Source organism: Longimicrobium sp., assembly GCF_036399935.1.
GTDB lineage: Bacteria > Gemmatimonadota > Gemmatimonadetes > Longimicrobiales > Longimicrobiaceae > Longimicrobium.
This window is the reverse complement of sequence record NZ_DASWMD010000016.1, coordinates 372511-397945: the sequence shown is the minus strand read 5'-3', so window position 1 is coordinate 397945 and position 25435 is coordinate 372511. Positions and strand designations below refer to the sequence as shown.

The following is a 25435-nucleotide window of genomic DNA, read 5'->3' as shown; positions in this document are numbered from 1 at the left end:
AGTGCGGAAGTGCGTGAGTGCGGAAGTGTCGGCATTCACGCGCATTCCTCTCTCTTGTACCCTCGCTACGGTTCAGGTTCGCTCGTTGCCTGCTGCCAGCTCGTAACAATCTCGTTCACCAACTCCGCGCGCGGCCGCGTGGCGTCCAGCCAGGCGGCGCCCTCGGGGAGCTTGGTGCGGAACCAGGTCATCTGGCGCTTGGTGTACGACTTGGTGTTCGCGCCCACCAGCGCCAGCGCCTCGTCCAGCGTGCGCTCGCCACGGAAATACGGGACCAGCTCGGCGTAGCCGTGGGCGTTCAGCCCGGGGGCATTCTCTCCGTATCTCTCGATCAGCGCGCGCACCTCGTCCAGCAGCCCCGCCTCCACCATCTGGCCGATGCGCCGGTCGATCCCCGCGTGAAGCCGTTCGCGCGGCACCTGCAGCACGAACGGCAGTACGGGGACGGGCGCATCTTCCGGCGGCGAGTGCTCGTGCCACCACGACAGCGGCCGTCCCGTGAGCAGCGGCACCTCCAGCGCACGCATCAGCCGCTGGCGGCCGCCCCAGTGCCGCAGGCGCTCGGCGGACGCGGGATCGTGCGGCTCCAGCCAGCGCAGCAGCTCGGCATCGCTCATCCGCTCCATCATCGAGGTGATGCGGGCGCGGGCGGCGGCGTCCAGCGGCGGCTCCTGAAAGATGGGATGCGTGAGGGCGCGCAGAAAGAACCCGGTGCCGCCCACGAGCATGGGCACCCGCCCGCGGCCGCGGATCTCCTGGATCTTCTCGCGTGCGTACGTGGCCCACTTGGCCGCGCTGAACCGCTCCGCCGGGCTGGCGATGTCGATCCCCCAGTGCGGAATGCCGCCCCGCTCCTCGGCGGCGGGCTTCGCCGTACCGATGTCCATCCCCCGGAACACGGCGCGCGAGTCCATGGAGATGATCTCGGCATCCAGCCGCCGCGCAACGTCGATGGAGAGCGCGGTCTTGCCCGACGATGTCGGGCCGACGATGGCCAGCGCGTCGGCGCTCATGCGGGGATGCCCCTCCCCCGGCCCCTCCCCGCACAAACTACGTGCGGAGAGGGGAGCACATCGGCGAATGGCGACCACCCGTTGTCATCCAGAGGCCCGAGCGCACCGAAACGGCCCGCAGCACATCCCTCGCGGGCCGTGGGATCTAGCCGCGGATGCTTCTCAACCCGGGCGCGGCAGCGGCACGGAAGCCGAGGTCTCGGTCCGTTCCGAGGAGTGCACCTCTGCCCTGCTGGGGCGAATGAATTCGCGGCAACAACGGCCCGAAGTCCGCCTTCGCGGACTGCGCCCGAGCGGCCGCGCTGAGACGCGTCCCAATCCGGTCGAGTGCGCGAGGCCGGTCGAGCGCACGCGAATTCTCCCCTCTCCCGCTTGCGGGAGAGGGGCCGGGGGAGAGGGCAGCCGGGGACTGCGCCGGCCTCTCCGAACCACACCACACCTCGCCAGGGCCACCCGCCCGAGCGCCGGATTGTCGCGACGCGCCGAACTGGCTCCCTTCCTCCGCGCAGTTTGCGGGGGAAGGGCTGGGGATGGGGGGCGCCGCGGGATGCGCCGGGGCCAGGGTTCGGGCCCACAATCCGGCGCGCCTGGGCCTCAGGATGACAGACGGTGCGTGTGGCGGAATCCCGTTCACTCCCGCACTCACGCACTGACGCACTCACGCACCTCCCCATCACCCGCTGCGCCCAAACCGCCGGTGCAGCTCGGCCAGGGAGAGCTGGATCACCGTCGGCCGGCCGTGGATGTCGTGGTAGGGCAGCTCCGTCGCGAACAGGCGGTCGAAGAGCTCCGTCATCTCCTGCGCGCTCAGCTTCTGCCCCGCCTTGATCGCCCCCTTGCACGCCATCGACAGCGCGATGCGCTGGTGCTGCGTGCGCGCGCTGTCCACCAGCGGCGACCCGTCCGAAAGCTCCGCGATCATCTCGCGCAGGCAGCGCTCGGCGTCGAAGTACGGATGCGGATTAGGCACCGCGTGCACGATGATCGACCGACCGCCGAACGGCTCCACCTCGAACCCCGCGCGCTCCAGCACGCCGTGGATCTGCTCCACTAGCGCGTACTCGGCGGGAGACAGGCGCAGGGTGATGGGAAAGAGCAGGCGCTGGCTCTCCGCCCCGCCGTTCTCGAACTGCCCCACGATCTGCTCGTACAGCACCCGCTCGTGCGCCGAGTGCTGGTCCACCATCACGATGCCGCTGCGCGTCTCGGCCAGGATGTACGTGTTGTGGATCTGCCACATGGCCGGCGCCGCGCCCGCGAACAGGTCCGCGGGAAGCGCGCGCTCCGGGCCTGCCTCCTTCGAAGCGGGATCGGCGCCGCCGCCGGTGACGAACAGCGTCATCTGCGGCTCGGCACGGGGCTCGGCGGGCGCCGCGGCCTCCGGGAGCGAGGGGGCCGCGGGATCGGACGGGGGGGGCTCGGAACCGTAGCCGTGCGACGGCACCTCGCGCGCCGTCATCACGCCGTAGCCGGCCGGAACGATGGGGTACGCCGCCGGCTGCCGCAGGCCCATGCTGGGCGTGCTTTCCAGTCCGGCGAGGGCCGCGCGGACGCCCTCCTCGATCAACCGCTCGATCCCGATCTTGTCGCGGAAGCGCACCTCGGCCTTGGCCGGGTGCACGTTGACGTCCACCTCGCCGTCCGGCACCTCCAGGAACAGGAACAGGTGGGGATGCACGCCGGGCGAGATCGTCGTCTTGTAGGCCCGGTCCGCCGCGCGCACCAGGCTGCGGTCGCCGAACGGGCGCCCGTTGACGAACAGGTACGTCCGCCGCCCGCCGGACCGCGCCGCGTTGGGACGCTGGATCATCCCCGAAAGCGCGCCCGCGCTCAGCCGGTGGGTGATGGGGAGCAGCTCGGCCGCCGCATCGTTCCCCCACAGCGCCGCGATCCGTTCGCCGACCCCCGTGGCGATGGGGAGCGTCAGCAGGTCCTTGGGGCCGGAATCGAAGGTGAAGCCGATGCCCGGAGTCGCCAGCGCGGCCGTGGTGACCACCTCGCCGATGGCGCGGTTCTCGGCCGCGGTGGAGCGCAGGAACTTGGCGCGCGCGGGCACGTTGAAGAACAGGCTGCGCACCGACACCGTCGTCCCCACACGGCGCGCGCAGTCTTCCACGGCGGCCATCTGCCCGCCCGTGACGACGACCCGCGTGCCGTGCCCCTCGCGCTCGGCCGTTTCCAGCACCATCCGGCTGACGGAGGCGATGGAGGGCAGCGCCTCGCCGCGGAAACCCAGGGTACGAATGGCCGCCAGGTCGTGTTCCGAGCGGATCTTGCTCGTGGCGTGGCGGTCCATGGCCAGCAGCGCGTCTTCGCGGCCCATCCCGTGCCCGTCGTCGGCCACGCGGATCTCGGTCTTGCCGCCGTTGCGCACTGTGACGTCCACCCGCGACGCCCCCGCGTCCAGGGCGTTCTCCAGGAGCTCCTTGACCACCGACGCCGGGCGCTCGACGACTTCGCCGGCGGCGATCTGGTTGGCGAGCTTTTCGGGAAGAACCTGGATCCTGCGGGGCATGCTGGGTCGTGTTGGCGCGGGCGTGCTTTCGGCTGAACTTCGGGTGGTAGTCTACCGCGCCGGACGGGCCGGAGTCAACCGTTGACACACGTGCGGGAAGCGGTGCGGAGGGTGCGGCGGATTGGGAGATCCGGGTGGGCTGGCGGTGGCGGGAACGGGAGGCACGCCCGACTTCGATCGGGGTTCGACCGGGGCCGGCGCATGCCTCGGCTGCCCTCTCCCCGGCCCCTCTCCCGCAAGCGGGAGAGGGGAGAATTCGATCGCGCTTCGGCAGGTGCGCCGCGCTTGCGGGTGAAGCCCCGGGCGGGACGCGACAGCGGCCCGAGCCGGGGCTTTCCGCTGTTCCAGACGCGGGTTCACCCGCCCCGGCCAAGTGCGGAGACCTCTATCGCAGGCCGTAGAACCGGCGCGCGTTCTCCACCGTCCGGGCAGCGAACGCGGCGGGGTCTTCGCTGCGGAGTTCTGCGCAGCGCGCTGCGGTGTGGGGGACGAACGCGGGCTCGTTCTGCTTTCCGCGGTGCGGGACGGGTGCCAGGTAGGGCGTATCCGTCTCCACCAGGATGCGGTCAGCGGGCACCATGCGGACGAAATCGGCGCCTTCGTACTTCTTGAAGGTCACCATCCCCGAAAATGACGCGTACCAGCCCATCGCTAGTGCCTCCTCCAGCAGTGCGCGTCCGCTGGAAAAGGAGTGGAGCACGCCCACGGTCCCCTGCCCCGCCTCGCGCAGCAGCGCGCGCATGTCGTCGTCGGCCTCCCGCGAATGCACGATGGTCGGCTTTCCCGTTTCACACGACAGCTCCAGGTGCCGCGCGAACGAGGTCCGCTGCACGTCGCGCGGCGAAAAGTCGTAGTGGTAGTCCAGCCCCGTCTCACCGACCGCCACCACGCGAGCGTCGTCCAGCAGCAGGCGGATGTCGCGGATTGCGTCCTCGTCGTACTCCGCGGCGCGATGCGGATGGATGCCGGCAGTGGCGTACACCCCCGGAAAGCGCTCCGCCAGCTGGATGCACGTCCGCGCATCGTCCGACCCCGTCGCGACGCTTACGATCGTGGTCACCCCCGCCGCCCGCGCCCGGGCGACGACGCCCTCGACGTCGGGAAAAACCTTGTCGTCCGCGAGGTGCGCATGTGAATCCGTGTACTGCATGGGAAGTGCGTGAGTGCGGAAGTGCGATGTTCGACCGCGCATCGGCTTGGCTCAATGCGCCCGACTCTGAGGTGTACCCCCTCTCCCACGCTGTTTGTGGGAGAGGGTGGCACGCGTGTCAGCGCGGCCGGGTGAGGGCCCCACGGCAGCCGAGGCCTCGGCCCTTCGTCACCGCTGCCGCGCCCAGGCTTGTACCCGTCCGCGGCGAGATCCTTCGGCCGCGAGGTTCGGCGTGCGGGCGAGCACAGTGCGCCTGGGCCTCAGGATGACAGGCTCTCGTGGCCCGCCTCCGGATCAGCTCTTGACCAGGGTGCCGAACGCGTAGCGCCACCCGAAGCGCTCGATCAATTCCAGCATCAGCACCACGGGCAGGCCCATGACGGCGAAGTAGTCGCCGTCGATCGACTCCACCACCGCCGAGCCGAAGCCCTGGATTCCGTACGCGCCGGCCTTGTCCATCGGCTCGCCCGTGGCCACGTACTCCATCCAGGTGCGCTCGTCCAGGTCGCGAAAGCGCACCTTCACCCGCGCCAGCCCCGTCTCCACGCGGCTGCCGTGCGCAATGGCCACGCCGGTGCACACCTCGTGCTCCCGGCCGGAAAGCCGCGTCAGCATCTCCACCGCGTGCTCCTGGTCGCGCGGCTTGCCCAGCACCTCGCCGTCGATCACTACGATGGTGTCGGAGCCGATCACGATGGCCTCCCGGCGCTGCGCCGCGATCTTCTGCGCCTTTTCGCGCGACAGCCGCTCGGCGTGCTGCGGCGGCGTTTCGCCCGACAGGTAGCTCTCGTCGATGTCGGCCGGGAGCGTTTCGAAAGGCAGCGCCAGGCGGCCCAGCAGCTCGGCGCGGCGGGGCGACTGCGAGGCCAGCACCAGCGGCGGCGGCGTGGGCGAATCGATCGGTTCGATGTACATGGGCTCTCGTTCAGGTCAGGACGCGGACGAGCACGCACTGCGAATCGCCGTCGTCCAGCAGCATCTTGCCGTCCGGCGTCAGGGTGATGGGCGAGCGCACCCCCGGCTGCCCCTCCAGCCACAGCCGCCCGCCGTCCTCCACGATCTGCGCGTGAAGCTCCAGCGTGGCGCCCGGGTCCAGGATCATGTACAGCACCTCGCCATCGACGTCGATGATCATCGTCACGTCCCCGAACTCCGTGCGGAGAATCGGGTCGGCCGGATCGACCACCCACACGCCCACCACGTTCTGCAGCGTAACGGGGCCGAAACAGACCATCCTCAGCGCTCCAGAATCAGGGTGACGGGACCATCGTTCACCAGCTCCACCTGCATCATCGCGCCGAACTCGCCGGTCTGCACCGGGAGCCCCGTGGCCCGCAGCAGCTGCAGGAACCGCTCGTACAGCGGGATGGCGACTTCCGGCCGCGCGGCCTCGACGAAGCTGGGCCGGCGCCCCTTGCGCGTGTCGCCGTACACGGTGAACTGCGACACCACCAGCAGCCCCCCGCCGGCGTCCTGCACCGAGCGGTTCATCTTGCCCTCGTCGTCCGCGAAGATGCGCAGGCCGGCCACCTTTTCCGCCATCCACGCAAGCGCGTCGTCGCCATCGCTTTCGGTAAAGCCCACGAGCAGCAGCAGCCCGGGGCCGATCTCACCCGTCACGCGGTCGCCGACAGTGACGCGCGCGCGGGTTACACGCTGCAGGACGATGCGCATGTCAGTGGCGGATGGCGAGTACTTCCAGCATGGGCGGCGTGGCGAAGAACCCGCCGGGATGCGCCTCGGCGGCCTGCCACGCGGCGTCGAACGCCAGCCGCTCGTCCTCCGTCATCGCTCCGGAGGCGACCAGCGCCGGCAGGTAGTTGTCGAAGAAAGTCCGCGGCCAGCGCCACAGGACATCGCCCGGCCGGGCCACGCGCTGCACGGGGGTGATGGAAAGCACCTCCAGCCCCGCGTCGCTCATCATCGCGGGCAGGCGCGCCCCCACGCCGGGGTCGCCCCCGCTTTCCCGCCACTGCGCAACCACGATGTCGATGCCGCGGCGGAATGCGGGATGCTCGGGAACGAGCTGCAGCCCCTCGTAGTGCGAGTAGTCGTGGATCACCATCCGCCCGCCGGGCTTCAACGCACGCGCCGCGCCACGAATGGCCGCTTCGGGACGGCGAAGGTACGTGAGCACCCAGCGCGAGTAGACGCCGTCGAACTTCCCCGCCGCAAGGTCCAGCGATTCCGCGTCCTGCACGTGGGCCACCACGTTCCCCAGCCCGCGCGCGGCGGCCTGCGCCCGCGTGTGCGCCACGAATCGGGGCGAGACGTCCACCCCCGTCACGCTCCCAGCCTCGCCGACGAGCAGGGCCAGGTCGCAGGTGGTGTAGCCGGGCCCGCAGCCCAGGTCCAGCACGTGGCTTCCGGCGCCCAACCCGGCTAGTTCCCACGCCGCCGCCGCTTCGCGGATCCACACCTGGTGCTGAAAACCCAACCGACGCAGCTCGTCGTCGTGGGTACCGAACAGGTACTCGTTTTCTTCAGGCATCGGTGTCGGGGGTTCGTGGGCCCCAACATAAGCGGCGGGCAGCCGATCTGCGAGGGGAACATTTGACGCCCGACGATCACCCCTTACACACGGAAATCAGAGGCACGCGATCCGCCACGATTTGCGAAAAATGTTCAGCCCAGGTCCATGCCGAGCTGCGCATCCGCGTGCGGCGCGGCGTCGGGCGAGGCGGGGGCGGCGGCGTCCTGCTCCCGGATCCACCGCTCGATGACGGCGACTACGTGCGCGCGCTCGGAATCCGACAGCTCGCGCCCTTTCGGAATGCGGTGCCACTTGGCCAGGCAGCCGCGGCAGCAGGTGGCGGTGGCGTGCTGGGCGACGAACACCGGGTGCCCGCGCATGGGCGTCTGCTTGCCGTCGTTCAGCGGCTCGGCGGGGGCCAGGCGGGCGGCGATCATCTCGTCGGCGTGGCGCAGCACGGTGTCCATCCCCTTGCCGCGCAGGTACGCCAGGTCCGCTCCCCGCAACCGGAAGCGGCTGCGGAAGGTGGAGCGGCCGAGTGCCTGGAAGAGCGCGTCCAGCGGATCGGGGGAGGGTTGGCTCATGTGCGGCGGTGCACGCGCGGCGAAACGATGGTGAGAAAGGTGGATCGCGCCCTCGCGTGACGGGGCGCGGCGGTGTATCGTCCTGTCTTGCGACACGCCACCGCCGACACTCGCCCCAGACACAGCCGAATGGCATCCCCGACCGACGCCGGGCAGCAGCCCGCGAGAAGCAACAACCTGTCCAAGGCAGCCGCGGTGCTGGGCGCCGCCGGCCTCCTCCTGTACATCATGGGAGTCAAGCGCCGCCACCGGCTGGACAACGGGCGCGAGACCGCCGAGGGCCGCCGGTCGGAGCGCCGCGACGGCTGATCGAGTTTCGTCGGTCGAAACGAGAGGTGCCCGGCCGCCGCGTGCGGCCGGGCACCCCGCTTTTCAGTGTCCGGCCTGCCCCGCCAGGTCGATGGCCCACAGGCTTTCCTCGCCGGTGATGAACAGCCGCCGCCCATCCACTCCGCCGAACGTGCAGTTGGAGCACGAGTGGGGCGTGGGGATCAGCCCCAGCGCCTCGCCCGCCGCCGAAAACACCTGCACGCCTGCGCCGGACGAGGTCCACACCCACCCGCGCGCATCCACGGCGAACCCATCCGGCACCCCGTCCTGGATCACGGCGAACACGCGGCGATTGGAGAGCGCCCCGACCACCCCGACGTCGAAGGCGATGATCTCGTGCCGGTCCAGGTCGGAATCGGCCACGTACAGCGTCCGCCCGTCCGGCGCGAACCCGATCCCGTTCGGCTGCTCCAGGTCCGCCATCCGCGTCAGCGCGCCGGTCCCGGGTTGGAACCGGTAGACGCTGCGATGGTCCAGGTCCGGCTCGCCCGGGCATCCCTGCCGCGGGTTCTGCAGGCCGTACGTGGGATCGGTGAACCAGATGGCGCCATCCGGGGCCACGACGGCATCGTTCGGTGAGTTCAGGCGCCGGCCCTGGTAGCGACTCACCAGTATCCGGGGCTCACCGCTCCCATCCGAGGTGCTGACGCAGCGCCGCCCGTGCTCGCAGTGGATCAGTCGGCCACCATCCAGCGCATTCCCGTTCATGAACGCGGTCGCATCGATCAGCACGTCCACCGCGCCGTCCGGTCGCCACCCGAACAGGCGCCGCCCTTCGACGTCGCTCCACACCAGCATGTCGCGCGCGGCCCACCACACCGGCCCCTCGGCCCACAGCGCCTGGTCGTAGAGCGACATCAGGCGCGCGCCGGGGGCCAGCACCGGCTGGAAACGTGGATCGTACGCGACAGGTGCGCCGACGTCCGCCACGGGCGTGGGCGGTCCGGGCTGGCGCACGCGGCAGACAGACTGGGGCTGGATGGACGGCATCAGCTGCTGGCTCTGGAAATCGGGGTGAACGCAACCGACGGGGATGCAACTTCCGCCCCGGCTTTTCATCAGCCGTGAGGTCATCGATGCTCATGCGGGGTGCAAGGCGGGACCGGCGGGTCTGGCCCGTGCGGGTCCGCGATGTATCTTCTCCCGGATGCCTTTTCCCGGACCGCCAACGGATTGAGCCGATGCCCGCGACCGACTTTCTGCAGCGAAACCGCGAACAGCACCTGGACGAGCTGAAGGACTGGCTCCGCATTCCCAGCGTCAGCGCCAAGAGCGAGCACAAGGCCGACACCGCGCGCGCCGCGGACTGGCTTGCGGACCGCATGCGCGAGGCCGGCTTGCAGACGGTGGAGGTGATTCCCACCGCGGGGCACCCGGTCGTCCTGGGCGAGTGGCGCGGCGCCCCGGAAGGCGCGCCCACGCTGCTGATCTACGGCCACTACGACGTGCAGCCTCCCGAGCCGCTCGACGAGTGGACCACCGCCCCGTTCGAGCCCGAGGTGCGCGACGGCAACCTGTACGCGCGCGGTTCCGTGGACGACAAGGGCCAGGTATACCTTCACGTGAAGGCCGTGCAGGCCATGCTTGCCGAAGGCGGAAGGCTGCCCGTGAACGTGGTGTTCTGCGTGGAGGGCGAGGAGGAGATCGGCTCGCCCAACCTGGCCGGCTTCCTGAAGGCCAACGTGCAGCGGCTGGCCTGCGACGCGGTGGTCATTTCCGACACCACCATGTTCGCGCCCGGCCTGCCGTCGATCACCACGGGGCTGCGCGGGCTGGCGTACATGGAAATCCGCGTGCAGGGCCCGTCGACGGACCTGCACTCCGGCGCGTACGGCGGCGCCGTGGTGAACCCGGCCAACGTGCTGGCCCGCATCATCTCGCAGCTTCACGACGAGCGCGGCCGGGTGAACATCCCCGGCTTCTACGACCGCGTCCGCGAGCTGACGGCCGAGCAGCGCGAGGCCATCGCCGCCCTGCCCTTCGAAGAAGAAAACCTGCGCAAAGAAGTGGGCGCCCCCAAGCTGGGCGGCGAGGCTGGCTTCGGGCCGCTGGAGCGCATCTGGGCGCGCCCCACGCTGGACGTCAACGGCATGCTTTCCGGCTACACCGGCGAGGGTGCCAAGACGGTGCTCCCGGCGCGCGCCATGGCCAAGGTGTCCATGCGCCTGGTGCCCGACCAGGACTTCCACGAGGTGGAGCGCCTGTTCATCGACCACGTCAGCTCGCTGGCGCCCGAGGGGGTTACGGTGGAGGTGCTCGCGCTGCACGGCGGCCAGCCCTGGCACGCCGAGGGCAGCGGCCCGGTGTTCGACGCGGCCGCGCGCGCGTTGGAGCAGGCGTGGGGGCGCAAGCCGGTCTTCATCCGCGAGGGCGGCTCCATCCCCATCGTGCAGGCGTTCCAGGAGACGCTGGGCGCGCCGGTGCTGATGATCGGCTTCGGCTTGCCGGGTGAGAACGCGCACGCGCCCAACGAGTGGATGTCGGTGGAGAACTTTCAGAAGGGCGCCGAGGCCGTCGCGCTGATGTACGAGGAGTTGCGGTGAACGCTGCCGGCGAGGCGGAAGCGCGGGCGTTCGTCGAGGACCTGCAGGCGCGCGCCGCGCCCCTGCAGACCGAGGCGAACCTCGCGTGGTGGGAGGCGGCCACGGGCGGCGGCGACGCGGCGCTGGAGCGCTCGGCCCGCGCGCGGTCGGAGTACCGGGCGCTGTTTTCCGATCCCGCGGGCGCCGCGCGGGTGCGCGCGTGGCTCGCGTCGAGCGAGGTGCGCGAGCCGCTGCTTCGCCGGCAGTTGCAGCTGCTGGACTACGAGTTCACCCCCAACCAGCTGCCGCGCGACACCATCGACGACCTGGTGGCGCGCACGGCCGAGCTGGAGCGCACCTACTACGGCTTTCGCGCGGAGATCGGCGGCGAGCGGGTGACCAACAACCGCATCGTCGACATCCTGGAAGCGGAGAACGACTCGGCGGTGCGCCGCGCGGCGTGGAGTGCCAGCAAGCAGGTGGGCGCGCGCGTGGCCTATCCCCTGCGCGAGCTGGTGCGCCGCCGCAACGCCGCCGCGCGCTCGCTGGGGTTCGCGGACGCGTACGTGATGGACCTGCAGGTGCAGGAGATTTCGGAGGCGCGGCTGTTCGCGCTGATGGACGAGTTCCGCGCGTTGAGCGACGAGCCGTTCCGCGCGCTGCGGGCGGAGCAGGACCGCGAGATGGCGGCGCGGTTTGGCGTTTCGGCCGACGAGCTGCGGCCGTGGCACTGGGAAGACCCGTTCGGGCAGGAGGCGCCGGCCGCGCGCGGGTTGAAGCTGGATGCCTGGTTCGAGGACCGCGACGCCGTGGAGGTCACGGCCGGCTTCTTTTCCGGCATCGGCCTGCCGGTGGACGGGGTGCTCGCGCGCAGCGACCTGTACGAGCGCGAGGGCAAGGACCAGCACGCCTTCTGCCAGGACATCGACCGGCAGGGCGACGTGCGCATCCTGTGCAACCTGCGCCCGAACGAAAAATGGATGGGCACGCTGCTGCACGAGTTGGGGCACGCCGTCTACGACTGCGGCGTCCCCCGCTCGCTGCCGTACGTGCTGCGCCAGCCCGCGCACATCCTCTCGACCGAGAGCGTCGCGATGTACTTCGGCCGGCTGACGCGCGAGCCGGCGTGGCTGCGCGAGGTGATGAGCGCCGAGGTGTCCGCCGCCGAGGCAATCGAGATCCGCCGCCAGCTGCGCGCCGGAATGCTGGTGGCGGCGCGGTGGATGCTGGTGATGGTGTACTTTGAGCGCGAGCTGTACCGCGATCCCGACCGTACGGACCTGAACGCGGTCTGGTGGGATCTCGTGGAACGGATCCAGGGCGTGCGCCACCCGGAAGCGCAGGCGGACGGAACGGAGTGGGCCAGCAAGATCCACCTGTCGCTCTCGCCCGTGTACTATCACAACTACCTGCTGGGCGAAATGATGGCCTCGCAGGTATCCGCCGCCATCCGCCTCGAGACCGGCCTTCCACCGGACCGCAGCGTCGCGGGCGAGCCGCGCGTGGGCGCCTTCTTCCGCGACCGCATCTTCGCCCCCGGCGCCACGGTCGACTGGAACGGGTTGCTCGTCCACGCCACGGGGGAGGAGCTTTCCCCGAGATACTTCGTAGATCAGTTCGTGGCCGGCTAGAAGCAGAGCCGTCCCCGGACATCGACGACGCGCACCTTCCTACCTCCATGCCGCTCCACGTGTCATCCCGATGGAGCGGCCACGGAAAACCCTCCCCTACACCACGGATCGCAGCGACTGAGGGATCCGCCACACAGTCCGCTGACGCCCCGCAACCGCGGAAACACATAGCTGCTGTTCCCCTCCCACGAACAACGATGCAACCGAATCAGGGCCCGTGACGGGGTGAAGGCGATTGCGTGAGGTGAGTGTGTGGCGGATCCCTCAGTCGCTGCGGACTACCGGGTGAGGGCAGGTTCATTTTTGGCCGCTCCATCGGGATGACAGCCACTGCCTGCGCGCCGCATCAGTGGAATCCCTCATCGCGACGGATCGGCCCCGTGCTCCACCACCGTGCCGATGGGCGTGCCCAGGCGAACGGGCTGGTCCACCGAGAGCGATGGCAGCAGTTCCACGCGGCCGGGCTCAAAGACCAGGACCACGGTGGAGCCCAGGTGAAAGGTCATCACCTCGTCGCCGCGGTTCACGCGGACGGGCGGGTCGTAGGTGCGCGCGGCGGATCGGAGGCCGCGGCGGTTGGTCACCCACGCGTTCTCGCCCGGCGGCGCGTTCCACGCCCGGTCGAACGCGGCGCTGATGCGGCCCACGTTGTAGGCGCCCACCGCGACGACGGCCACGCGCCCCATCGGCCCGTCCACGTGGCACATCAGCCGCTCGTTGCGCGCGAACAGGTCCGGCATGTGCGCCACCGACGGCGCGTTCACCGGCAGCAGCCACCCCGGGACGTGCCGCGCCTCGCGGATCTCCCCGCCGACCGGCGCGTGGATGCGGTGGTAGTCCTTGGGCGAGAGGTACAGGGTGATGAACGCCCCGCCCTCGTAGCGCGCCGCGGCGGCCTCGTCCTCCAGCAGCAGCCCCACTTCGTACAGCCGCCCCTTGGCCTGGATCAGCCGGCCCTCGCGCACCGTGCCCAACTGCCCCACGGCCCCATCCACGGGGCTGGCGACCACGGACGGGTCCGACGGCCAGGTGCGCGCGCCCGCCGCCAGCCTGCGGGTGAAGAAGCCGTTTAGCGTGGGATACGCCTCCAGCGGCAGCTCCGCCTCCGCCACGTCGGCGCCGACGGCGCGGGCGAAGGCGCCGAGGACGGCGGGCCGCATGCGCGGGGGAATGGGCGCGTCCGCCAGCCGGCCGAAGCCGCGGCTGAGCGCGCCCTGCGGCAGGCGCTTCAGCAGCGACAGCGCGGCGCGCCAGCGGAGGGTGGGAAGCTCGGGCGATTCGTGGGATCTGTGCATTCCGGCGGCGGTGCCGGCCGTCGCCCCGGTGACGGAGCGCATCGGCCGCTGTGGTGTTAGATTGGGCGCGTCCCGGCGCTCGGGACGACGTCGACGAAAACGCGCATCATCAAGAACGGCAACGGCTTGAGTACCATCATCTCATCCACCATCCGAATCCCCAGCACCACCCGCGTGCTGGCGAACGGCCTGCGCGTGGTGGCGCACGAAGACTCGTCGGCGCCCATCGTCACGGTGCACCTTATGTTCCGGGCCGGCTCGCGCGACGAGCGGCCGGGGCGCACCGGGCTGGCGCACCTGCTGGAGCACCTGATGTTCGAGGGCTCGCAGCACGCGCCCAAGGGCCACTTCGACGACGCGCTGGAGCGCGTAGGCGGCAGCAACAACGGCAGCACCTGGCTGGACCGCACCAACTACTACGAGACGGTGCCCACGCACGCAGTGGAGCTGCCGCTGTGGCTGGAGCGCGACCGCATGGCGTTCTTCCTTCCCATGCTCACCGGCGAGGTGCTGGAGCTGCAGCGCGGGGTGGTGATGAACGAGCGGCGCCAGGTGATCGAGAACCGCCCGTACGGAATGGCCGACGAGCAGCTTCACGAGCTGCTCTTTCCCGCCGACCACCCGTACTCGTGGCCCACCATCGGCTACATGCGCGACCTGGAGCAGATTACGCTCGAGGACGCGCGGGCATTCTACCAGACCTACTACACCCCCGGCAACGCGGTGCTCGTCCTGGCGGGCGACATCGGCGCCGAGCGCGCCTTCGAGCTGGCCGAGCGCTACTTCGGCGACCTCCCCGCGGGACCCGACGTTCCGCCGCCGCCCGCGCAGCTCCTGCCTCCCGCTCCCAACGGCGCGCGGCGGGTGATGGAGGACGACGTCTCCTTTCCGCGCATCATGCAGGCCTTCGCCGTCCCGGCGTACGGCACGCCCGACTGGATCGCGCTGGACGTGCTTGCCTACCTGCTGGCGGATGGAGACAGCAGCCGCCTGCAGCGGGCGCTGGTGCGCGATGGGCGGCTGGCGCAGGACGTGGATTCGTACCTGTATCCCACCGCGCTCTGCGGCGTCTTCGGCTTCGTCGCCACGGCGCGGTCTGAGGTGGAGCCCGAGGCGCTGGAGCACGCCATCCGCCAGGTGGTGGACGAGGTGATCGCGAACGGGGTGACGGACGAGGAATTGACCGGCGCCGTCCGCCGCGTGCGCCGCGACCAGGTGTCGGAGCTGGCGACGGTGGAGGAGCGCGCCGATGCGCTCGCCTACGCCGCGACGGTGCTGGGTGACGCGGACGCCGTGCACACGGTGCTCGACGGCTACGCCGAGGTGACGACCGACGATCTGCGCCGCGTGGCTGCCGAGTACTTGGTCCCCGAGCGCGGCGCCACGCTGGTGGTCATCCCCCGCCCTGGCCAGGACGACGAAGACGAGGAGGCGGACGATGAGTGAGACGAGCACGGTCGCCGTCCTTCCGCCGCCGGTTCCCGGCGCGCCTCCGCACACGCGCGCCCCGCGCCCGGAGCGCTGGACGATGGACAACGGGCTGCGGGTGATCGCCCTTCCGCGATCCACCGTGCCGCAGGTGGTGCTGCGCATGGCGTTCGCCGCCGGCTCCGCCGCCGATCCCGCCGAGTTCCCCGGCACCGCTTCCCTCACCGGCGGCCTGCTGACGGAGGGGACGCAGACGATGACGGCCGACGAGCTGAACGCGCGCCTCGACGGCCTGGGCGCGTCCGTGCATGCCAGCGTGGGCCACGACTTCGCCGAGGTGGAGGCCGTCTTCCTCTCCGAGACGCTCGCGGAAGGGATCGCGCTGATGGCCGAGGTCGCCATCCGCCCGACGTTCCCGGAGCGCGAGGTGGAGCGCATCCGGGCCGAGTCGCTCGACGCCATCCTGTCGCGCCTGGACGAGCCCGCCAACCTCGCCGAAGACCGTTCGGCGATGGAGGTGTTCGGCCCGGCGCACCCGTACGGCCACCCGCCGTTCGGCACGGCGGAGGGCATCCGCTCCGTTCCGCGCGACGCGCTGGTGGCCTTTCACGCCGCCCATTACCGCCCGGGCGGCGCCTTCCTGGTCGCTTCGGGCGACTTCGACACCGCCGAGCTGCGCGCCCTGCTGGATGACGCGTTCGCGGGATGGACGGGCGAGCCGCCGTCGATCGATTACGCGGCGGACGCCGACGCGGCCGTAGCGGCGGGGCGGCTGGTGGTGGTGCCGTGGGAAGACGCGGCGCAATCGGAGATCCGCATCGCGGGAGTGGGGCTGGATCGCCTGTCGCCGGACTGGTTCGCGGGGTCCGTCGCCAACTACGTCCTGGGCGGGTCCACCATCACCGGGCGCTTGGGATCCAACCTGCGCGAGGACAAGGGATGGACGTACGGCGCGCGCTCGTACTTCCTACCCGGGCTGGCGCTGGGCGGATGGGTGGCGGAAACGGCGGTGGACGTGGAGGTGACGGCCGCCGCGGTGCAGGAGATGCTGGGCGAGATGCAGCGGCTGGCGGAGGAACGCGTTCCCGACGACGAGCTGCGCCGGGCCAAGGACGCCATGATCCTGTCGCTTCCGCGCTACTTCGAAACGCCCAGCGGCGTCGCCGGGCGCTTCGTCACCCTGGAAGCGTACAACCTGCCCCACGACTACTGGGACACCTACGCCGACCGCGTGGAGGCGGTGACGGCGGAAGACGTGCAGCGCGTCGCCCGCCAGGTGTTTCACCCCGACCGGGTGGTGCGCGTGGTGGTCGGAGCGATGCCGGAAGAATCGGACTGAAACGAAACGTGCCCGGTCCCAGGCGGGCATCGCCTGGGACCGGGCACCGTCGGTGCGGCCGTGACCGGGTTTAGAACACCGTATCGTTTCGCTCCGGCCGCCACACCGCGTCGTCGTCGGCCTCGTCGCGGTGCTCGGCGACGGCGGTGGCCAGCACGGGAACGGGCACGTTCCGCGAGTAGCGCATCATTCCTTCCCAGCCGCACGACGTGCACCAGCGGCGGCCCATGAAGCGCCGGATGGGCGTCAGCATGCGGTGGCGCAGCAGGATGGTTTCGCCGCTACAGCGGGGGCATTCGCGGCCGGCGGGCAGCAGGGCCACCAGGAGCGCCAGCGGCGCCAGGAGCATCACCACCCACAGCGCCGTCATGAACATCCAGAACATCGGGTCCTCCTGGTTCCTGCATCGGAGCCCTTGGGGCTGCACCGGCCGCCACCGGTGCGATCGCCCTTCTGCTCAGGCAACCCGCGTGCCGCCCGGTAGCCACATGGACATCCGTTTCAGCCCGGCCGCTGCCTTGCACTTCGGCAGCCGTTCGCGCCACGGGGCCAGGGCGATTTTCGGACCCGGCCCATGCTGCTGAAGGTGCATCCAGACCACCCCGAGCCCGCCACGCTCGCGCACGCCGCCCAGGTGCTGCGCGCCGGCGGGCTCGTGGCGTTCCCCACCGAAACCGTCTACGGGCTGGGGGCGCACGCGCTGGATCCGCAGGCCGTTGCCCGCATCTTTGCCGCCAAGGGACGGCCCAGCTACAACCCGCTGATCGTCCACGTGGCAGACGCGGACGCGGCCCGCCGGCTCGCGTCGCAGTGGCCGGACGAGGCGCGTCTTCTGGCGGATGCCTTCTGGCCCGGTCCCCTCACCCTCGTGCTGCCCAAGGACGGCGCGGTGCCCGATGCCGTCACCGCCGGGCTGCCCAGCGTCGCGCTCCGCGTCCCCGCGCATCCGGTCGCCTATGCGCTCCTGCGAGTGGCCGGCATCCCCGTCGCGGCGCCCAGCGCCAACCGCTCCACCCAGGTCTCGCCGACGACCGCCGCCCACGTGCTCCAAGGGCTGGGGGACCGCGTGGACGTAATCGTGGACGGCGGGCCCTGCCCCGTAGGCATCGAATCGACTGTGATCAGCCTGGCCGGCCCCCGCCCCACGCTGCTCCGCCCGGGAACCGTCTCCATCGACGACCTGCGCGCGGTGATCGGCGACGTCGCGCTTCCCTCCGCCGATCCCCACGCCGCAGACGCGCGCCCGTCGCCCGGGATGATGGACCGGCACTATGCCCCACGGGCCACCGTGCGGATCGTCCCTGGCGAGGACCGGGACCGCGCGATCGAGGCGGCCGCGCGCGAGGTGGATGGAGGCAGGCGCATCGGTGGCCTCATGCTCCACGAGGCCGATCCGCGGATCGCGCCCGTCATCCGCATGCCGGCCGATCCCGCGGGATATGCCAGCCGCCTCTACGCCGCGCTTCACGAGTTGGACGACGCGGGCTGCGACGCCATCCTGATCGATGCGGTCCCGGAAGACCCCGCCTGGGCCGGCATCCGCGACCGCCTGCGCCGCGCGGCGCATCGGTAGCCGCAGCTCGTTTGGGTCAACCGACCCATCCCGGAACGAAACGACACCGCGATCTTTGTCGTAACCACTCGCACAGCCACAAACATCGTACGCCCTGCCGTTGCGTATCATGTTTGTAGCAGTGGAGATGCAGCAAAAAAGTTCTGGCGTTCGGAGGTTCGGGCCGCTACAATATTGTCGCGGCAAAACCACCCCTCCCCCGCCGCGGCCAATCCCACCAGCACGACTGAACTTGCAATGAAGACATCCATCACCCGCAGATTCGCCACTGTCGCGGCGCTTGCGATGACAATGGGCGCTACCTATGCCGAGTCGGCGTCGGCGCAGATCGGCGGCCGGCTTCGCGGCGCCGTCGGGCGCGTCACGGGCGGCCGGCTGAGCCTGGACCAGCTGGTCGGCGGCGATCATCCCATCACCACCAGCCTGGAGCATGCGCGCTGGGCGGTGGACTCGCTCGACAACTTCACCCCGCGCGAGAGCAAGCGCTCCATGCTGCAGCTTCAGCGCACGCCCAACGGCGGGTTCGTGCTGCAGCCCGGCTACTGGGAGATGCACACCCAGAGCTACTGCCTGAAGGCCGGCACGCACGGGCCCGGCGGCGGCGACGGCTACCTCTTCGCGCCCACGGCGGGCCCGGCCGAGGACGCCGTGACCACCATCCTGCGCAACTCGGTAAACCATCCCGAGATCGAGCAGAGCAAGATCCAGACGCTGCTGTGGGCCATCATCGCGCGGGCGAAGTTCGAGGACCTTTCGCCCGAGCACAAGGCCACCGCCGCGCGCCTGCTCACGCCGGCCCAGCTCACGCGGCTGAACCGCAGCGCGCTGGACCTGGTTCCGGGCGACGAGATGGGCGCGCTGATGAACCGCGTTCCCGGCCCGCTGCGCCAGATCGTGGAGGCCGAGAACCAGCTCCGCCGCATGGTGACGGACCCGGGCGCCAGCTTCGCCGAGATGGAGCGCGTGGCCGTGCTGGCGGGTGCCGTGGGCATGGGCCCGGGCAGCCGCGCGGTCCCCAGCGGGCGCTGGTCGCTGCACCCGGACGGCTACTACGTGCGCTACATTCCGCAGGGCTACAGCTACACGGTCACGCAGCTCTGGGTACCGCAGGGCAGCCCGGCGGTGGGCAAGGAGTACGATCCGGCCACGCACATCGCGGTGCCGGGCAACACGAGCCGCCAGCGCCTGGTACAGTCCGGCCGCGCGCACCAGGGCCACTGAGCCGCGGATCGGAAGGAATGAAGCGGGCCGGCGAGCAATCGCCGGCCCGCTTTTCGTCATCCCGGAAACGAGCCCGTACGCGAACGCCGCGGCCCTGCTGGGGCGACTGAAGTCGCGGCAACAAGGGCCCAAAGTCCGCCTTCGCGGACTGCCCGCGCAGTCGAGTACACACAGGCCGGCCGAAGCGCAGTTCAGGTCTCCCCCTCCCCTGCGCAGCGGGGGACGGGGCCGGGGGGAGGGGGCTCCCGCAGCATGCGAGGCAGCCCGTCGAATCCCAATCGACGTTCTCCTCTCTCCCGCGCTGTTTGCGGGGGAGAGGCCGGGAGAGGGGGGTCCCGCGGCATGCACCGGCAGCCAGTCGAACCCCGACCGAAGTTCTGGTGGTGGAACGGGCGCGGGGGCCCGATCAACGATCCGGCCCCGCGTCATTTCCCTGATGCAGCCCATCAGGCACGCATGCTGCCCGGGGCGGAACGCATCGATCACCCGTACGCCAGAGAGCAACCCATGCCGTTCCAGGTACGCAGCGCCGGATGCATGTTCAGCATCATCGCCTCCATCGTCCTCACCATCCTGCTGAACGTCGGCCTGCGCGCCTGCTCCGGGTGACTCAGTTCTGAACGTTCAGCCGGGGCCAGCGCCGTTCGGGGTTGCCCAGGGCTCCCAGGTCCTCCGAGGCGCCGGCTGCCCGAGCCGTCCGCCTGCACACCCCGGTCGAGAGCTTGCCGTCCGCGCCTGCGTGGGCGTACACGAGGTACCGAACACCGCGGTCGAAATCCAACCCGCAGTCCCCTCCGCCCATGCCGGTGAGCACGACCACCTTGGGAGCGGAGACGCCCTTCCAGGCTCCGTCCACGCGAAAATGGACCATCCGCGCTGGCGCCCAGCGGCCAGGTTCGGGGCTCACCGTCGTTTCCCGGACCCTGACCACGGTGCCCGTGAACACGGCAGTCGCGGACTCCAGCGCGAACTGGGGCGTCGGCGGTCCCACGCACCTGCATGTGCTGCAGGGACCGGCAAACGAGAGCGCCGCGGCGAAGAGGGCGGGCAGGATCATGTGCTCGAAAGGAGGGGAGTGGTGGAACGCGCCTCCGGCTGTGGGCCGGGACTCTGGCGGTGCTTGGCTTCCATGAGCGCCCGGTCGGATGCCAGGAGAAGATCGTCCAACCCGGCCATGGGCGGCGCGAACTCGGCCACGCCGCTGCTGATGGAGAGCGGGATGCGCGCGCCGGCCCACCGCACGTTCGCGGCGGCGATGGTGCGCCGCAGCCGCTCTGCCGTCTCCGCGGCCCGCTCGGCACCCGTATGCGGCAGGAGCGCGATGAACTCGTCGCCGCCGAAGCGGGCGAAGACGTCGGTGTCGCGCAGCGCGCCCCGGCAGCACTCCACCACCGCGCGGATCACGTAGTCGCCCGCCATGTGGCCGTGCCGGTCGTTCACCTGCTTGAAGCGGTCCACGTCCAGCATCACCACCGAAAACGGCTCGCCGTAGCGAAGCGCGCGCTGCACCTGCTGCTCCACGAGGGCCACCAGGTGGCGGCGGTTGTACGCGCCGCTCAGCGGATCGACGATCGACAGCCTGCGCATCTCTTCCCGCGCGGCGCGAAGCTGCACCACCAGCCGCAGCTCCAGCGTCACGAACAGCGGCGCGCACACCGCCGGCACCAGGGCCGACAATGCCATCGCCGTCGCGTTCATCCCCCCGAACCACAGCACCATCATCGCCGCGGTCGCCGCCACCGACGCCACGATGGACGCGGCGACGACGATGATCCCCGTCGTCAGGGTGCCGAAGCGGTCGAGCAGGCGCGAAAGGATCATGAAGCGCGGTCAGGGATGATGGAGGAAGCCGGCGGCGGGATCACGCGCGAGGCCGAACGCCGACCGCCCCAAATGATGCTTCCTCCCCGGCGGAGAGGCAAGCAATATCTCCCGCCACCGTTCACGGGATGAGGCCTACGCGCAGCCCGCGTCACACGAAACACGAAAGGCACGCAGGATGTTCCCCCGCGCCTTCCGTGTTGGTGCGAGACCCCAGGTCAGGTCACCAGCCCACCGGCTTGCCGGCGTTCTGGCGGTCGAGCCACTCCTTGAGCGGCGCGAAGTACTCCATCATCGCGCCCGCGTCCATCTGCCGCTCGCCGGTCATGGCGAACAGCGTTTCCTGCCAGGGCTGGCTCTGCCCCGCCTCCAGCATCCGCGCCAGCTTGGCCCCCGCCGCTTCGCTGCCGTAGAACGAGCACCGGTACAGCGGCCCCGTGTGCCCCGACTCGCGGCAGAGCGAGCGGTAGAACTGGAACTGGAGGATGCGCGCCAGGAAGTACCGCATGTACGGCGTGTTGGCCGGAATGTGGTACTTGGCGCCCGGGTCGAAGTCTGCCTCGGAGCGAGCCACCGGCGCCGACACCCCCTGGTAGCGGTTGCGCAGCTCCCACCACGCCGCGTTGTAGCTGGCGGGGGTGATCTGCCCCGAAAACACGCCCCACCGCCACTTGTCCACCATCAGGCCGAAGGGCAGGAACGCCACCTTGTCCATGGCCTGGCGCAGCAGCAGCGCCGTGTCGGCCGCGGGGGCGGGCACCTGGTCCAGCAGGCCCACCTGCTTCAGGTACGCGGGCGTGATGGAAAGCGCGATGGCGTCGCCGATGGCCTCGTGAAATCCGTCGTGCGCGCCGTTGCGGAACAGCTGCGGCTGCACGCGGTAGGCGCGCTGGTAGAAGTTGTGGCCCAGCTCGTGGTGGATGGTGACGAAGTCCTCGCCCGTTGGCTCGATGCACATCTTGATGCGCACGTCGTCCTCGTCGTTCACGTTCCAGGCGCTGGCATGGCACACCGCCTCGCGGTCGCGCGGCTGCGTGAGCATCGACCGCTCCCAGAAGGTCGCCGGCAGCGAGTCGAAGCCCAGCGAGGTGAAGAAGCGCTCGCCGTACTGCGTCATCCCGCGGGCGTCCAGCCCCTTGCGGCGGATCAGCTCCGTCAGGTCGAACCCGGCCCCCGCCGCGTTCCGGGGCGCCACCAGCGGGTAGATGTTCCCCCACTCCTGCGCCCACATGTTCCCCAGCAGGTGCGCGGGAATCATCCCGTTCACCGGCACCACCTGCGGTCCGTACTGCTCCACCAGCCGCGTGCGGACGTACGCATGAAGCGACTGGTACAAGGGGCGCACCTGCTGCCACAGGCGCTCCACCTCGGCCTCGAAGGGGTCGGGCCCCATGTCGTAGCCCGAGCGCCACATGGCGCCGGTGTTGGGGTGCCCCAGCTCGCGCGCGCCCTTGTTGGAAAGCTCCACGAAACGCGAGTAGCGCTGGCGCATGGGCGCGCCCACGGCGTGCCAGCCCGCCCACACGTCGCGCAGCTCCCGCGGGTCGCGGCTGGTGGCCATGATGCGCGACGCCGCGCCGATGTCCAGGCACTCGCCCCCGGCGCGGCAGTACTGCCCACGCCCGTAGTCGGCCTCCATCCCCACGGTCAGGCGGGTGAGCTCCGACGCCTCTTCCGGGTTCCCCGGCGGCGGCGCGACCAGGGCCAGCTTCAGCAGGTTCAGCTTGCGGCGCTGGTCCGCGGGAAGCTGCACCTCGTCGAAGCGCCGCGCGGCCAGCGCCCGGCGCTGGATGGCCACGTTCAGGTTCTTCTGCGCCTCGGCCGAAAGCGCCTCGGTGTCGCCGGTGATGTAGGTGGCGGCCACCCACCCCGCCTGGTTGGAGCGCAGCGACAGCTCGCGAAGCTCGGCCTCGCTCTCGGCGATGAAGGCGGCGGCCTGCTCCGGCGTGGCCGCGGCCGGTACCACCAGCGACGTTTCCTCCGGCACGAAGGACCGTCCTGCGCACCCGGGCGCGGCCCCGGCCAGCACCAGCGCGCCCAGGCGGGCGAACAACTTACGTTGCATGCAGTTACGTCCTCGGGAGATGCGGCTCTTCACTCGTGGAACCGGTGCACAGTGACACGCCGCGCCGGGTTCCACAAGGGGCGGCGGAATGCGAAGAGGGCCGGCCCCGCACGCGCGGGGCCGGCCCTTTGGTCATCCGCCGCCGGCGGGCGTCAGCGGCGCAGGATCTGCCAGCCGCTGAGGGCAGCGAACACGTCCGTGTCCGTGGGTCCCCAGAAGTCGAACACCTGCTGGGCCGGGGCCTCCTCGAAGATCCACCGCGCGCCGTTCCAGCGGTAGATCACGCCCCCCTGCCCGCCGACGAACACGTTGGCGGACGAGGTGCCCCACACGCCGAACAGCTGGTTCTGCGTCGGGAGCTGCGTAACGGTCCACGCCGAGCCGTCGAAGCGGTACACCCTGCCCACGGTGCCCGCCACGAACACGTCGTTCGACGACGAACCCCACACCCCGAAGAGGTCGCCCGGGGCGCCGGGCAGCGTCACCTGCGACCACGACGTCCCGTCGAAGTGCAGCAGCACCCCGTTGTCGCCGGTGGCGTACACGTCGTTGGCCGACGTGCCCCACACCCGGCGCAGCAGCGTGTTCACCGGGGTGCTCATCTTCGTCCAGTTGCCATGGCTGCCGCGCAGCACGGTGCCCTGGTCGCCCACGATGAACCAGTCGTCCGGCGCGGCCGCCCACACGCCCCACAGGTAGATGTTCGCCGGGGGGTTGCTCCAGTCGCCCAGCGCCTGGGCATACACGATGTTGCCGTCGAAGCGCTCGTAGTACCAGGCGGTCCCGTTCCAGTGAAGGATGCGCCCGGTCTGGCCCACGGCGTAGATGTTGTCCTCGCCGGTGCCCCAGATGTCCAGCGTGCCGTGCCACTGCACCGTGTCGACGTTGTGCCACCGGGTGCCGTCGAAGTGCAGGATGCTGGTCCAGTTGGCCACGTACACGTTGCTGGCCGACGTGCCCCACACCGCCCAGTTCCCCTGGTCGTGGGCCGTGTCCATCAGCGTCCAGCGGTGGATCGGCTGGTCCACGATCAGCGCCGCGGTGCCGGTGAGCGATCCGCTCGCCGCCGTGATGGTGGTGAACCCCGCCTGGTCGCCCGTGGCCAGCCCGTTCGCGTCAACCGTGCCCACGCTGGCGATGCTCGACGACCAGGTGATGGGCGCGCCCGCGATGACGTTGCCGTGCAGGTCGGTGACCACCGCGGTGTACTGCTGGGTTTCGCCGGGCTGCACCGTCGCGGTCCCCGGGGTGACGGTGATGGCCCCGGGGATGCCCGCCTCGATGCGGAACTTCACCGCCAGCGTCTGCCCGTTCACCACGGCCACGTACTGGCTGCCGTCCACGCCCCGCGCCGCCGCCGCGGTCGCCACCACGCGCACGTCGGCGTGGCCCAGCTCACGCGCACCCACGCTCACGCGAATGCGGTACACCTGCGCCGCGTCCAGGGTGAACTGGCGGGTGTGCCAGCCGACGTGGTAGTGCGAATCGGAAACCTTCACCGCTTCGCCGCCGGTGCCTCCGGCCCGCGTGTACTCGGCCACGGCCGAGGTGCAGGCGGTGCCCGACCATGCGCAGATGGTGACGGTGGGGTCGAGGTTCGTGTCCAGCGTGCCGGCCGAGCCGGGGTTCTTCACCATCGGGGGCAGCCAGAAGAAGCCGGGCGTGCCGCCGTGCGTGGCGTCGGAGATGGAAGACGCCGCCACGCCTGTGGGGGCAGCCGGGTTCTTCAGGTCGGCGCACGCGCTGGCGAGCGCGGCGACGCCAACGAGAAGGAAACACCCGCGAAGTCTGCTCATGGATCCTCGGGAGGAATGGATAGGAAGAAAAACCGCCGCGTACCCCGCGGCGAGGGCCTGCGCACCCAGGGAGGGTGCGCGGTTGGAACGGTCAGGGCCGATGGAATGACGATTCGGAACGGTCTACGGTGCCGCTCTGTTGACGACGTGGCGCAAGTCGGCGGAACGACAGGAGTTGCGGAGAGCTGCTACGCCATAATGTGGCACTTAGGGGCGGGGAACACAAGAGTTATCTCCCGACAAAAAGAAAACGCGGAGAGCCGCCACGGCTCCCTGCGTTCCATCCTGCTCCGGCGCAGCGAACCCTTCAGGGCGTGCTGTCCACGCGCACGGGGGCGCTGGCGGTGTCGCCGCGGGCCGGCGCGCTCACCCGGCCGCGCTCCACCAGCGCCGAGTCGCGCGCGTCCAGCGCCTCCAGGTGAATGCTGGTGTCGACGGCCATCCCCATCTGCGCCGCCTCTTCGGGAGAAAGCGCCTTGGCCTCGGTCTGCACCTGCTGCGACGACAGCCCGTCCTCCCACTCCTTGTTGGTGGTATCCATCTTGGCCGGCCCCCCCGCGCCCTTCTCCCCGCCCCTTCCGCACGCGGCCAGGAGCAACGCGGCGGCGAGCGCCAGGGGCAAACGGCGGAACCCAGACATCGGCATGATGGCGTCTCCGTAGGATCTCGAAAAGACGAA

The 25435-nt window shown here is 70.6% G+C and carries 23 protein-coding genes; 7 read left to right on the top strand and 16 right to left on the bottom strand.

What is annotated here, in order from left to right:
* Positions 1-65 precede the first annotated feature (65 nt).
* From miaA to VGB24_RS06390, 8 genes are all read right to left on the bottom strand, one after another.
* Positions 66-1013, bottom strand: coding sequence for a tRNA (adenosine(37)-N6)-dimethylallyltransferase MiaA (miaA, locus tag VGB24_RS06425; protein WP_331072133.1), 948 nt, complete (start codon positions 1011-1013; stop codon positions 66-68).
* Between the two features lie 673 nt (positions 1014-1686).
* Complete coding sequence (gene mutL, locus VGB24_RS06420; protein WP_331072132.1) at positions 1687-3528, bottom strand: DNA mismatch repair endonuclease MutL; 1842 nt, start codon at positions 3526-3528, stop codon at positions 1687-1689.
* Positions 3529-3913: 385 nt separating this feature from the next.
* On the bottom strand, positions 3914-4678 hold the full coding sequence (locus VGB24_RS06415; RefSeq protein ID WP_331072131.1) for a TatD family hydrolase: 765 nt from the start codon (positions 4676-4678) through the stop codon (positions 3914-3916).
* A 294-nt stretch (positions 4679-4972) separates the two neighbouring features.
* Positions 4973-5593 (bottom strand): Maf family protein, encoded by a 621-nt coding sequence (locus VGB24_RS06410; RefSeq protein ID WP_331072130.1) that lies wholly within the window; start codon positions 5591-5593, stop codon positions 4973-4975.
* 10 nt (positions 5594-5603) lie between these two features.
* Positions 5604-5912, bottom strand: coding sequence for a hypothetical protein (locus VGB24_RS06405; RefSeq protein WP_331025081.1), 309 nt, complete (start codon positions 5910-5912; stop codon positions 5604-5606).
* A gap of 2 nt (positions 5913-5914) precedes the next feature.
* Positions 5915-6352: a D-aminoacyl-tRNA deacylase gene (gene dtd / locus VGB24_RS06400; protein ID WP_331072129.1), complete on the bottom strand. Its 438-nt coding sequence runs from the start codon at positions 6350-6352 to the stop codon at positions 5915-5917.
* A gap of 1 nt (position 6353) precedes the next feature.
* A complete protein-coding gene (locus tag VGB24_RS06395; protein WP_331072128.1) occupies positions 6354-7169 on the bottom strand; it encodes a methyltransferase domain-containing protein in 816 nt (271 codons plus the stop codon).
* 134 nt (positions 7170-7303) lie between these two features.
* Entirely contained in the window at positions 7304-7735 is a 432-nt protein-coding gene (locus tag VGB24_RS06390) for a DUF4186 domain-containing protein (RefSeq protein WP_331072127.1), read from the bottom strand.
* A gap of 129 nt (positions 7736-7864) precedes the next feature.
* Between VGB24_RS06390 and VGB24_RS06385 the strand changes: the two genes are divergently transcribed.
* Positions 7865-8044 carry a hypothetical protein gene (locus VGB24_RS06385; RefSeq protein WP_331072126.1) on the top strand — a complete coding sequence of 60 codons (180 nt, stop codon included), beginning with the start codon at positions 7865-7867 and terminating at the stop codon, positions 8042-8044.
* 63 nt (positions 8045-8107) lie between these two features.
* Here the strand turns inward: VGB24_RS06385 and VGB24_RS06380 are convergent, their stop codons facing one another.
* Complete coding sequence (locus VGB24_RS06380) at positions 8108-9055, bottom strand: SMP-30/gluconolactonase/LRE family protein (protein ID WP_331072125.1); 948 nt, start codon at positions 9053-9055, stop codon at positions 8108-8110.
* Between the two features lie 191 nt (positions 9056-9246).
* On the opposite strand from VGB24_RS06380, the gene VGB24_RS06375 reads away from it, so the two are divergent.
* Both VGB24_RS06375 and VGB24_RS06370 read left to right on the top strand, forming a co-directional pair.
* A complete protein-coding gene (locus VGB24_RS06375) occupies positions 9247-10608 on the top strand; it encodes a dipeptidase (RefSeq protein WP_331072124.1) in 1362 nt (453 codons plus the stop codon).
* Positions 10605-12218: a M2 family metallopeptidase gene (locus VGB24_RS06370; RefSeq protein WP_331072123.1), complete on the top strand. Its 1614-nt coding sequence runs from the start codon at positions 10605-10607 to the stop codon at positions 12216-12218. The genes VGB24_RS06375 and VGB24_RS06370 overlap by 4 nt, the downstream gene beginning before the upstream one ends.
* 359 nt (positions 12219-12577) lie before the next feature.
* Here the strand turns inward: VGB24_RS06370 and asd are convergent, their stop codons facing one another.
* The gene (gene asd, locus VGB24_RS06365) at positions 12578-13555 is read right to left on the bottom strand and encodes an archaetidylserine decarboxylase (RefSeq protein ID WP_331072122.1); all 978 of its coding nucleotides are present in this window, start codon (positions 13553-13555) and stop codon (positions 12578-12580) included.
* An 84-nt stretch (positions 13556-13639) separates the two neighbouring features.
* Between asd and VGB24_RS06360 the strand changes: the two genes are divergently transcribed.
* Both VGB24_RS06360 and VGB24_RS06355 read left to right on the top strand, forming a co-directional pair.
* Positions 13640-14959, top strand: coding sequence for a pitrilysin family protein (locus tag VGB24_RS06360; protein WP_331072121.1), 1320 nt, complete (start codon positions 13640-13642; stop codon positions 14957-14959).
* Positions 14952-16280 (top strand): pitrilysin family protein, encoded by a 1329-nt coding sequence (locus VGB24_RS06355; protein WP_331072120.1) that lies wholly within the window; start codon positions 14952-14954, stop codon positions 16278-16280. The genes VGB24_RS06360 and VGB24_RS06355 overlap by 8 nt, the downstream gene beginning before the upstream one ends.
* A gap of 70 nt (positions 16281-16350) precedes the next feature.
* On the opposite strand, the gene VGB24_RS06350 is transcribed toward VGB24_RS06355, so the two are convergent.
* Positions 16351-16665, bottom strand: coding sequence for a hypothetical protein (locus VGB24_RS06350; protein WP_331025094.1), 315 nt, complete (start codon positions 16663-16665; stop codon positions 16351-16353).
* Positions 16666-16854: 189 nt separating this feature from the next.
* On the opposite strand from VGB24_RS06350, the gene VGB24_RS06345 reads away from it, so the two are divergent.
* On the top strand, positions 16855-17853 hold the full coding sequence (locus VGB24_RS06345) for an L-threonylcarbamoyladenylate synthase (protein ID WP_331072119.1): 999 nt from the start codon (positions 16855-16857) through the stop codon (positions 17851-17853).
* 285 nt (positions 17854-18138) lie between these two features.
* Positions 18139-19074, top strand: coding sequence for a hypothetical protein (locus VGB24_RS06340; protein ID WP_331072118.1), 936 nt, complete (start codon positions 18139-18141; stop codon positions 19072-19074).
* A 610-nt stretch (positions 19075-19684) separates the two neighbouring features.
* On the opposite strand, the gene VGB24_RS06335 is transcribed toward VGB24_RS06340, so the two are convergent.
* The 5 genes from VGB24_RS06335 to VGB24_RS06315 form a co-directional block, all read right to left on the bottom strand.
* Positions 19685-19981, bottom strand: a complete 297-nt coding sequence (locus tag VGB24_RS06335) for a hypothetical protein (protein WP_331072117.1) — start codon at positions 19979-19981, stop codon at positions 19685-19687.
* A gap of 146 nt (positions 19982-20127) precedes the next feature.
* Complete coding sequence (locus tag VGB24_RS06330) at positions 20128-20895, bottom strand: GGDEF domain-containing protein (protein WP_331072116.1); 768 nt, start codon at positions 20893-20895, stop codon at positions 20128-20130.
* A gap of 223 nt (positions 20896-21118) precedes the next feature.
* Positions 21119-22960 (bottom strand): M2 family metallopeptidase, encoded by a 1842-nt coding sequence (locus VGB24_RS06325; protein ID WP_331072115.1) that lies wholly within the window; start codon positions 22958-22960, stop codon positions 21119-21121.
* A 152-nt stretch (positions 22961-23112) separates the two neighbouring features.
* Complete coding sequence (locus tag VGB24_RS06320) at positions 23113-24756, bottom strand: Ig-like domain-containing protein (protein ID WP_331072114.1); 1644 nt, start codon at positions 24754-24756, stop codon at positions 23113-23115.
* A gap of 307 nt (positions 24757-25063) precedes the next feature.
* Positions 25064-25402: a hypothetical protein gene (locus VGB24_RS06315; RefSeq protein ID WP_331072113.1), complete on the bottom strand. Its 339-nt coding sequence runs from the start codon at positions 25400-25402 to the stop codon at positions 25064-25066.
* Positions 25403-25435 lie beyond the last annotated feature (33 nt).

Coding starts and splice junctions, on each gene's coding strand:
- VGB24_RS06340 (WP_331072118.1), top strand. CDS start 18,139: ATGACAATGGGCGCTACCTATGCCGAGTCGGCGTCGGCGCAGATCGGC.
- VGB24_RS06330 (WP_331072116.1), bottom strand. CDS start 20,895: ATGATCCTTTCGCGCCTGCTCGACCGCTTCGGCACCCTGACGACGGGG.
- VGB24_RS06315 (WP_331072113.1), bottom strand. CDS start 25,402: ATGCCGATGTCTGGGTTCCGCCGTTTGCCCCTGGCGCTCGCCGCCGCG.
- VGB24_RS06405 (WP_331025081.1), bottom strand. CDS start 5,912: ATGGTCTGTTTCGGCCCCGTTACGCTGCAGAACGTGGTGGGCGTGTGG.
- VGB24_RS06320 (WP_331072114.1), bottom strand. CDS start 24,756: ATGAGCAGACTTCGCGGGTGTTTCCTTCTCGTTGGCGTCGCCGCGCTC.
- VGB24_RS06380 (WP_331072125.1), bottom strand. CDS start 9,055: ATGCCGTCCATCCAGCCCCAGTCTGTCTGCCGCGTGCGCCAGCCCGGA.
- VGB24_RS06390 (WP_331072127.1), bottom strand. CDS start 7,735: ATGAGCCAACCCTCCCCCGATCCGCTGGACGCGCTCTTCCAGGCACTC.
- dtd (WP_331072129.1), bottom strand. CDS start 6,352: ATGCGCATCGTCCTGCAGCGTGTAACCCGCGCGCGCGTCACTGTCGGC.
- miaA (WP_331072133.1), bottom strand. CDS start 1,013: ATGAGCGCCGACGCGCTGGCCATCGTCGGCCCGACATCGTCGGGCAAG.
- mutL (WP_331072132.1), bottom strand. CDS start 3,528: ATGCCCCGCAGGATCCAGGTTCTTCCCGAAAAGCTCGCCAACCAGATC.
- VGB24_RS06345 (WP_331072119.1), top strand. CDS start 16,855: ATGCTGCTGAAGGTGCATCCAGACCACCCCGAGCCCGCCACGCTCGCG.
- VGB24_RS06395 (WP_331072128.1), bottom strand. CDS start 7,169: ATGCCTGAAGAAAACGAGTACCTGTTCGGTACCCACGACGACGAGCTG.
- VGB24_RS06385 (WP_331072126.1), top strand. CDS start 7,865: ATGGCATCCCCGACCGACGCCGGGCAGCAGCCCGCGAGAAGCAACAAC.
- asd (WP_331072122.1), bottom strand. CDS start 13,555: ATGCGCTCCGTCACCGGGGCGACGGCCGGCACCGCCGCCGGAATGCAC.
- VGB24_RS06375 (WP_331072124.1), top strand. CDS start 9,247: ATGCCCGCGACCGACTTTCTGCAGCGAAACCGCGAACAGCACCTGGAC.
- VGB24_RS06415 (WP_331072131.1), bottom strand. CDS start 4,678: ATGCAGTACACGGATTCACATGCGCACCTCGCGGACGACAAGGTTTTT.
- VGB24_RS06355 (WP_331072120.1), top strand. CDS start 14,952: ATGAGTGAGACGAGCACGGTCGCCGTCCTTCCGCCGCCGGTTCCCGGC.
- VGB24_RS06350 (WP_331025094.1), bottom strand. CDS start 16,665: ATGTTCTGGATGTTCATGACGGCGCTGTGGGTGGTGATGCTCCTGGCG.
- VGB24_RS06325 (WP_331072115.1), bottom strand. CDS start 22,960: ATGCAACGTAAGTTGTTCGCCCGCCTGGGCGCGCTGGTGCTGGCCGGG.
- VGB24_RS06410 (WP_331072130.1), bottom strand. CDS start 5,593: ATGTACATCGAACCGATCGATTCGCCCACGCCGCCGCCGCTGGTGCTG.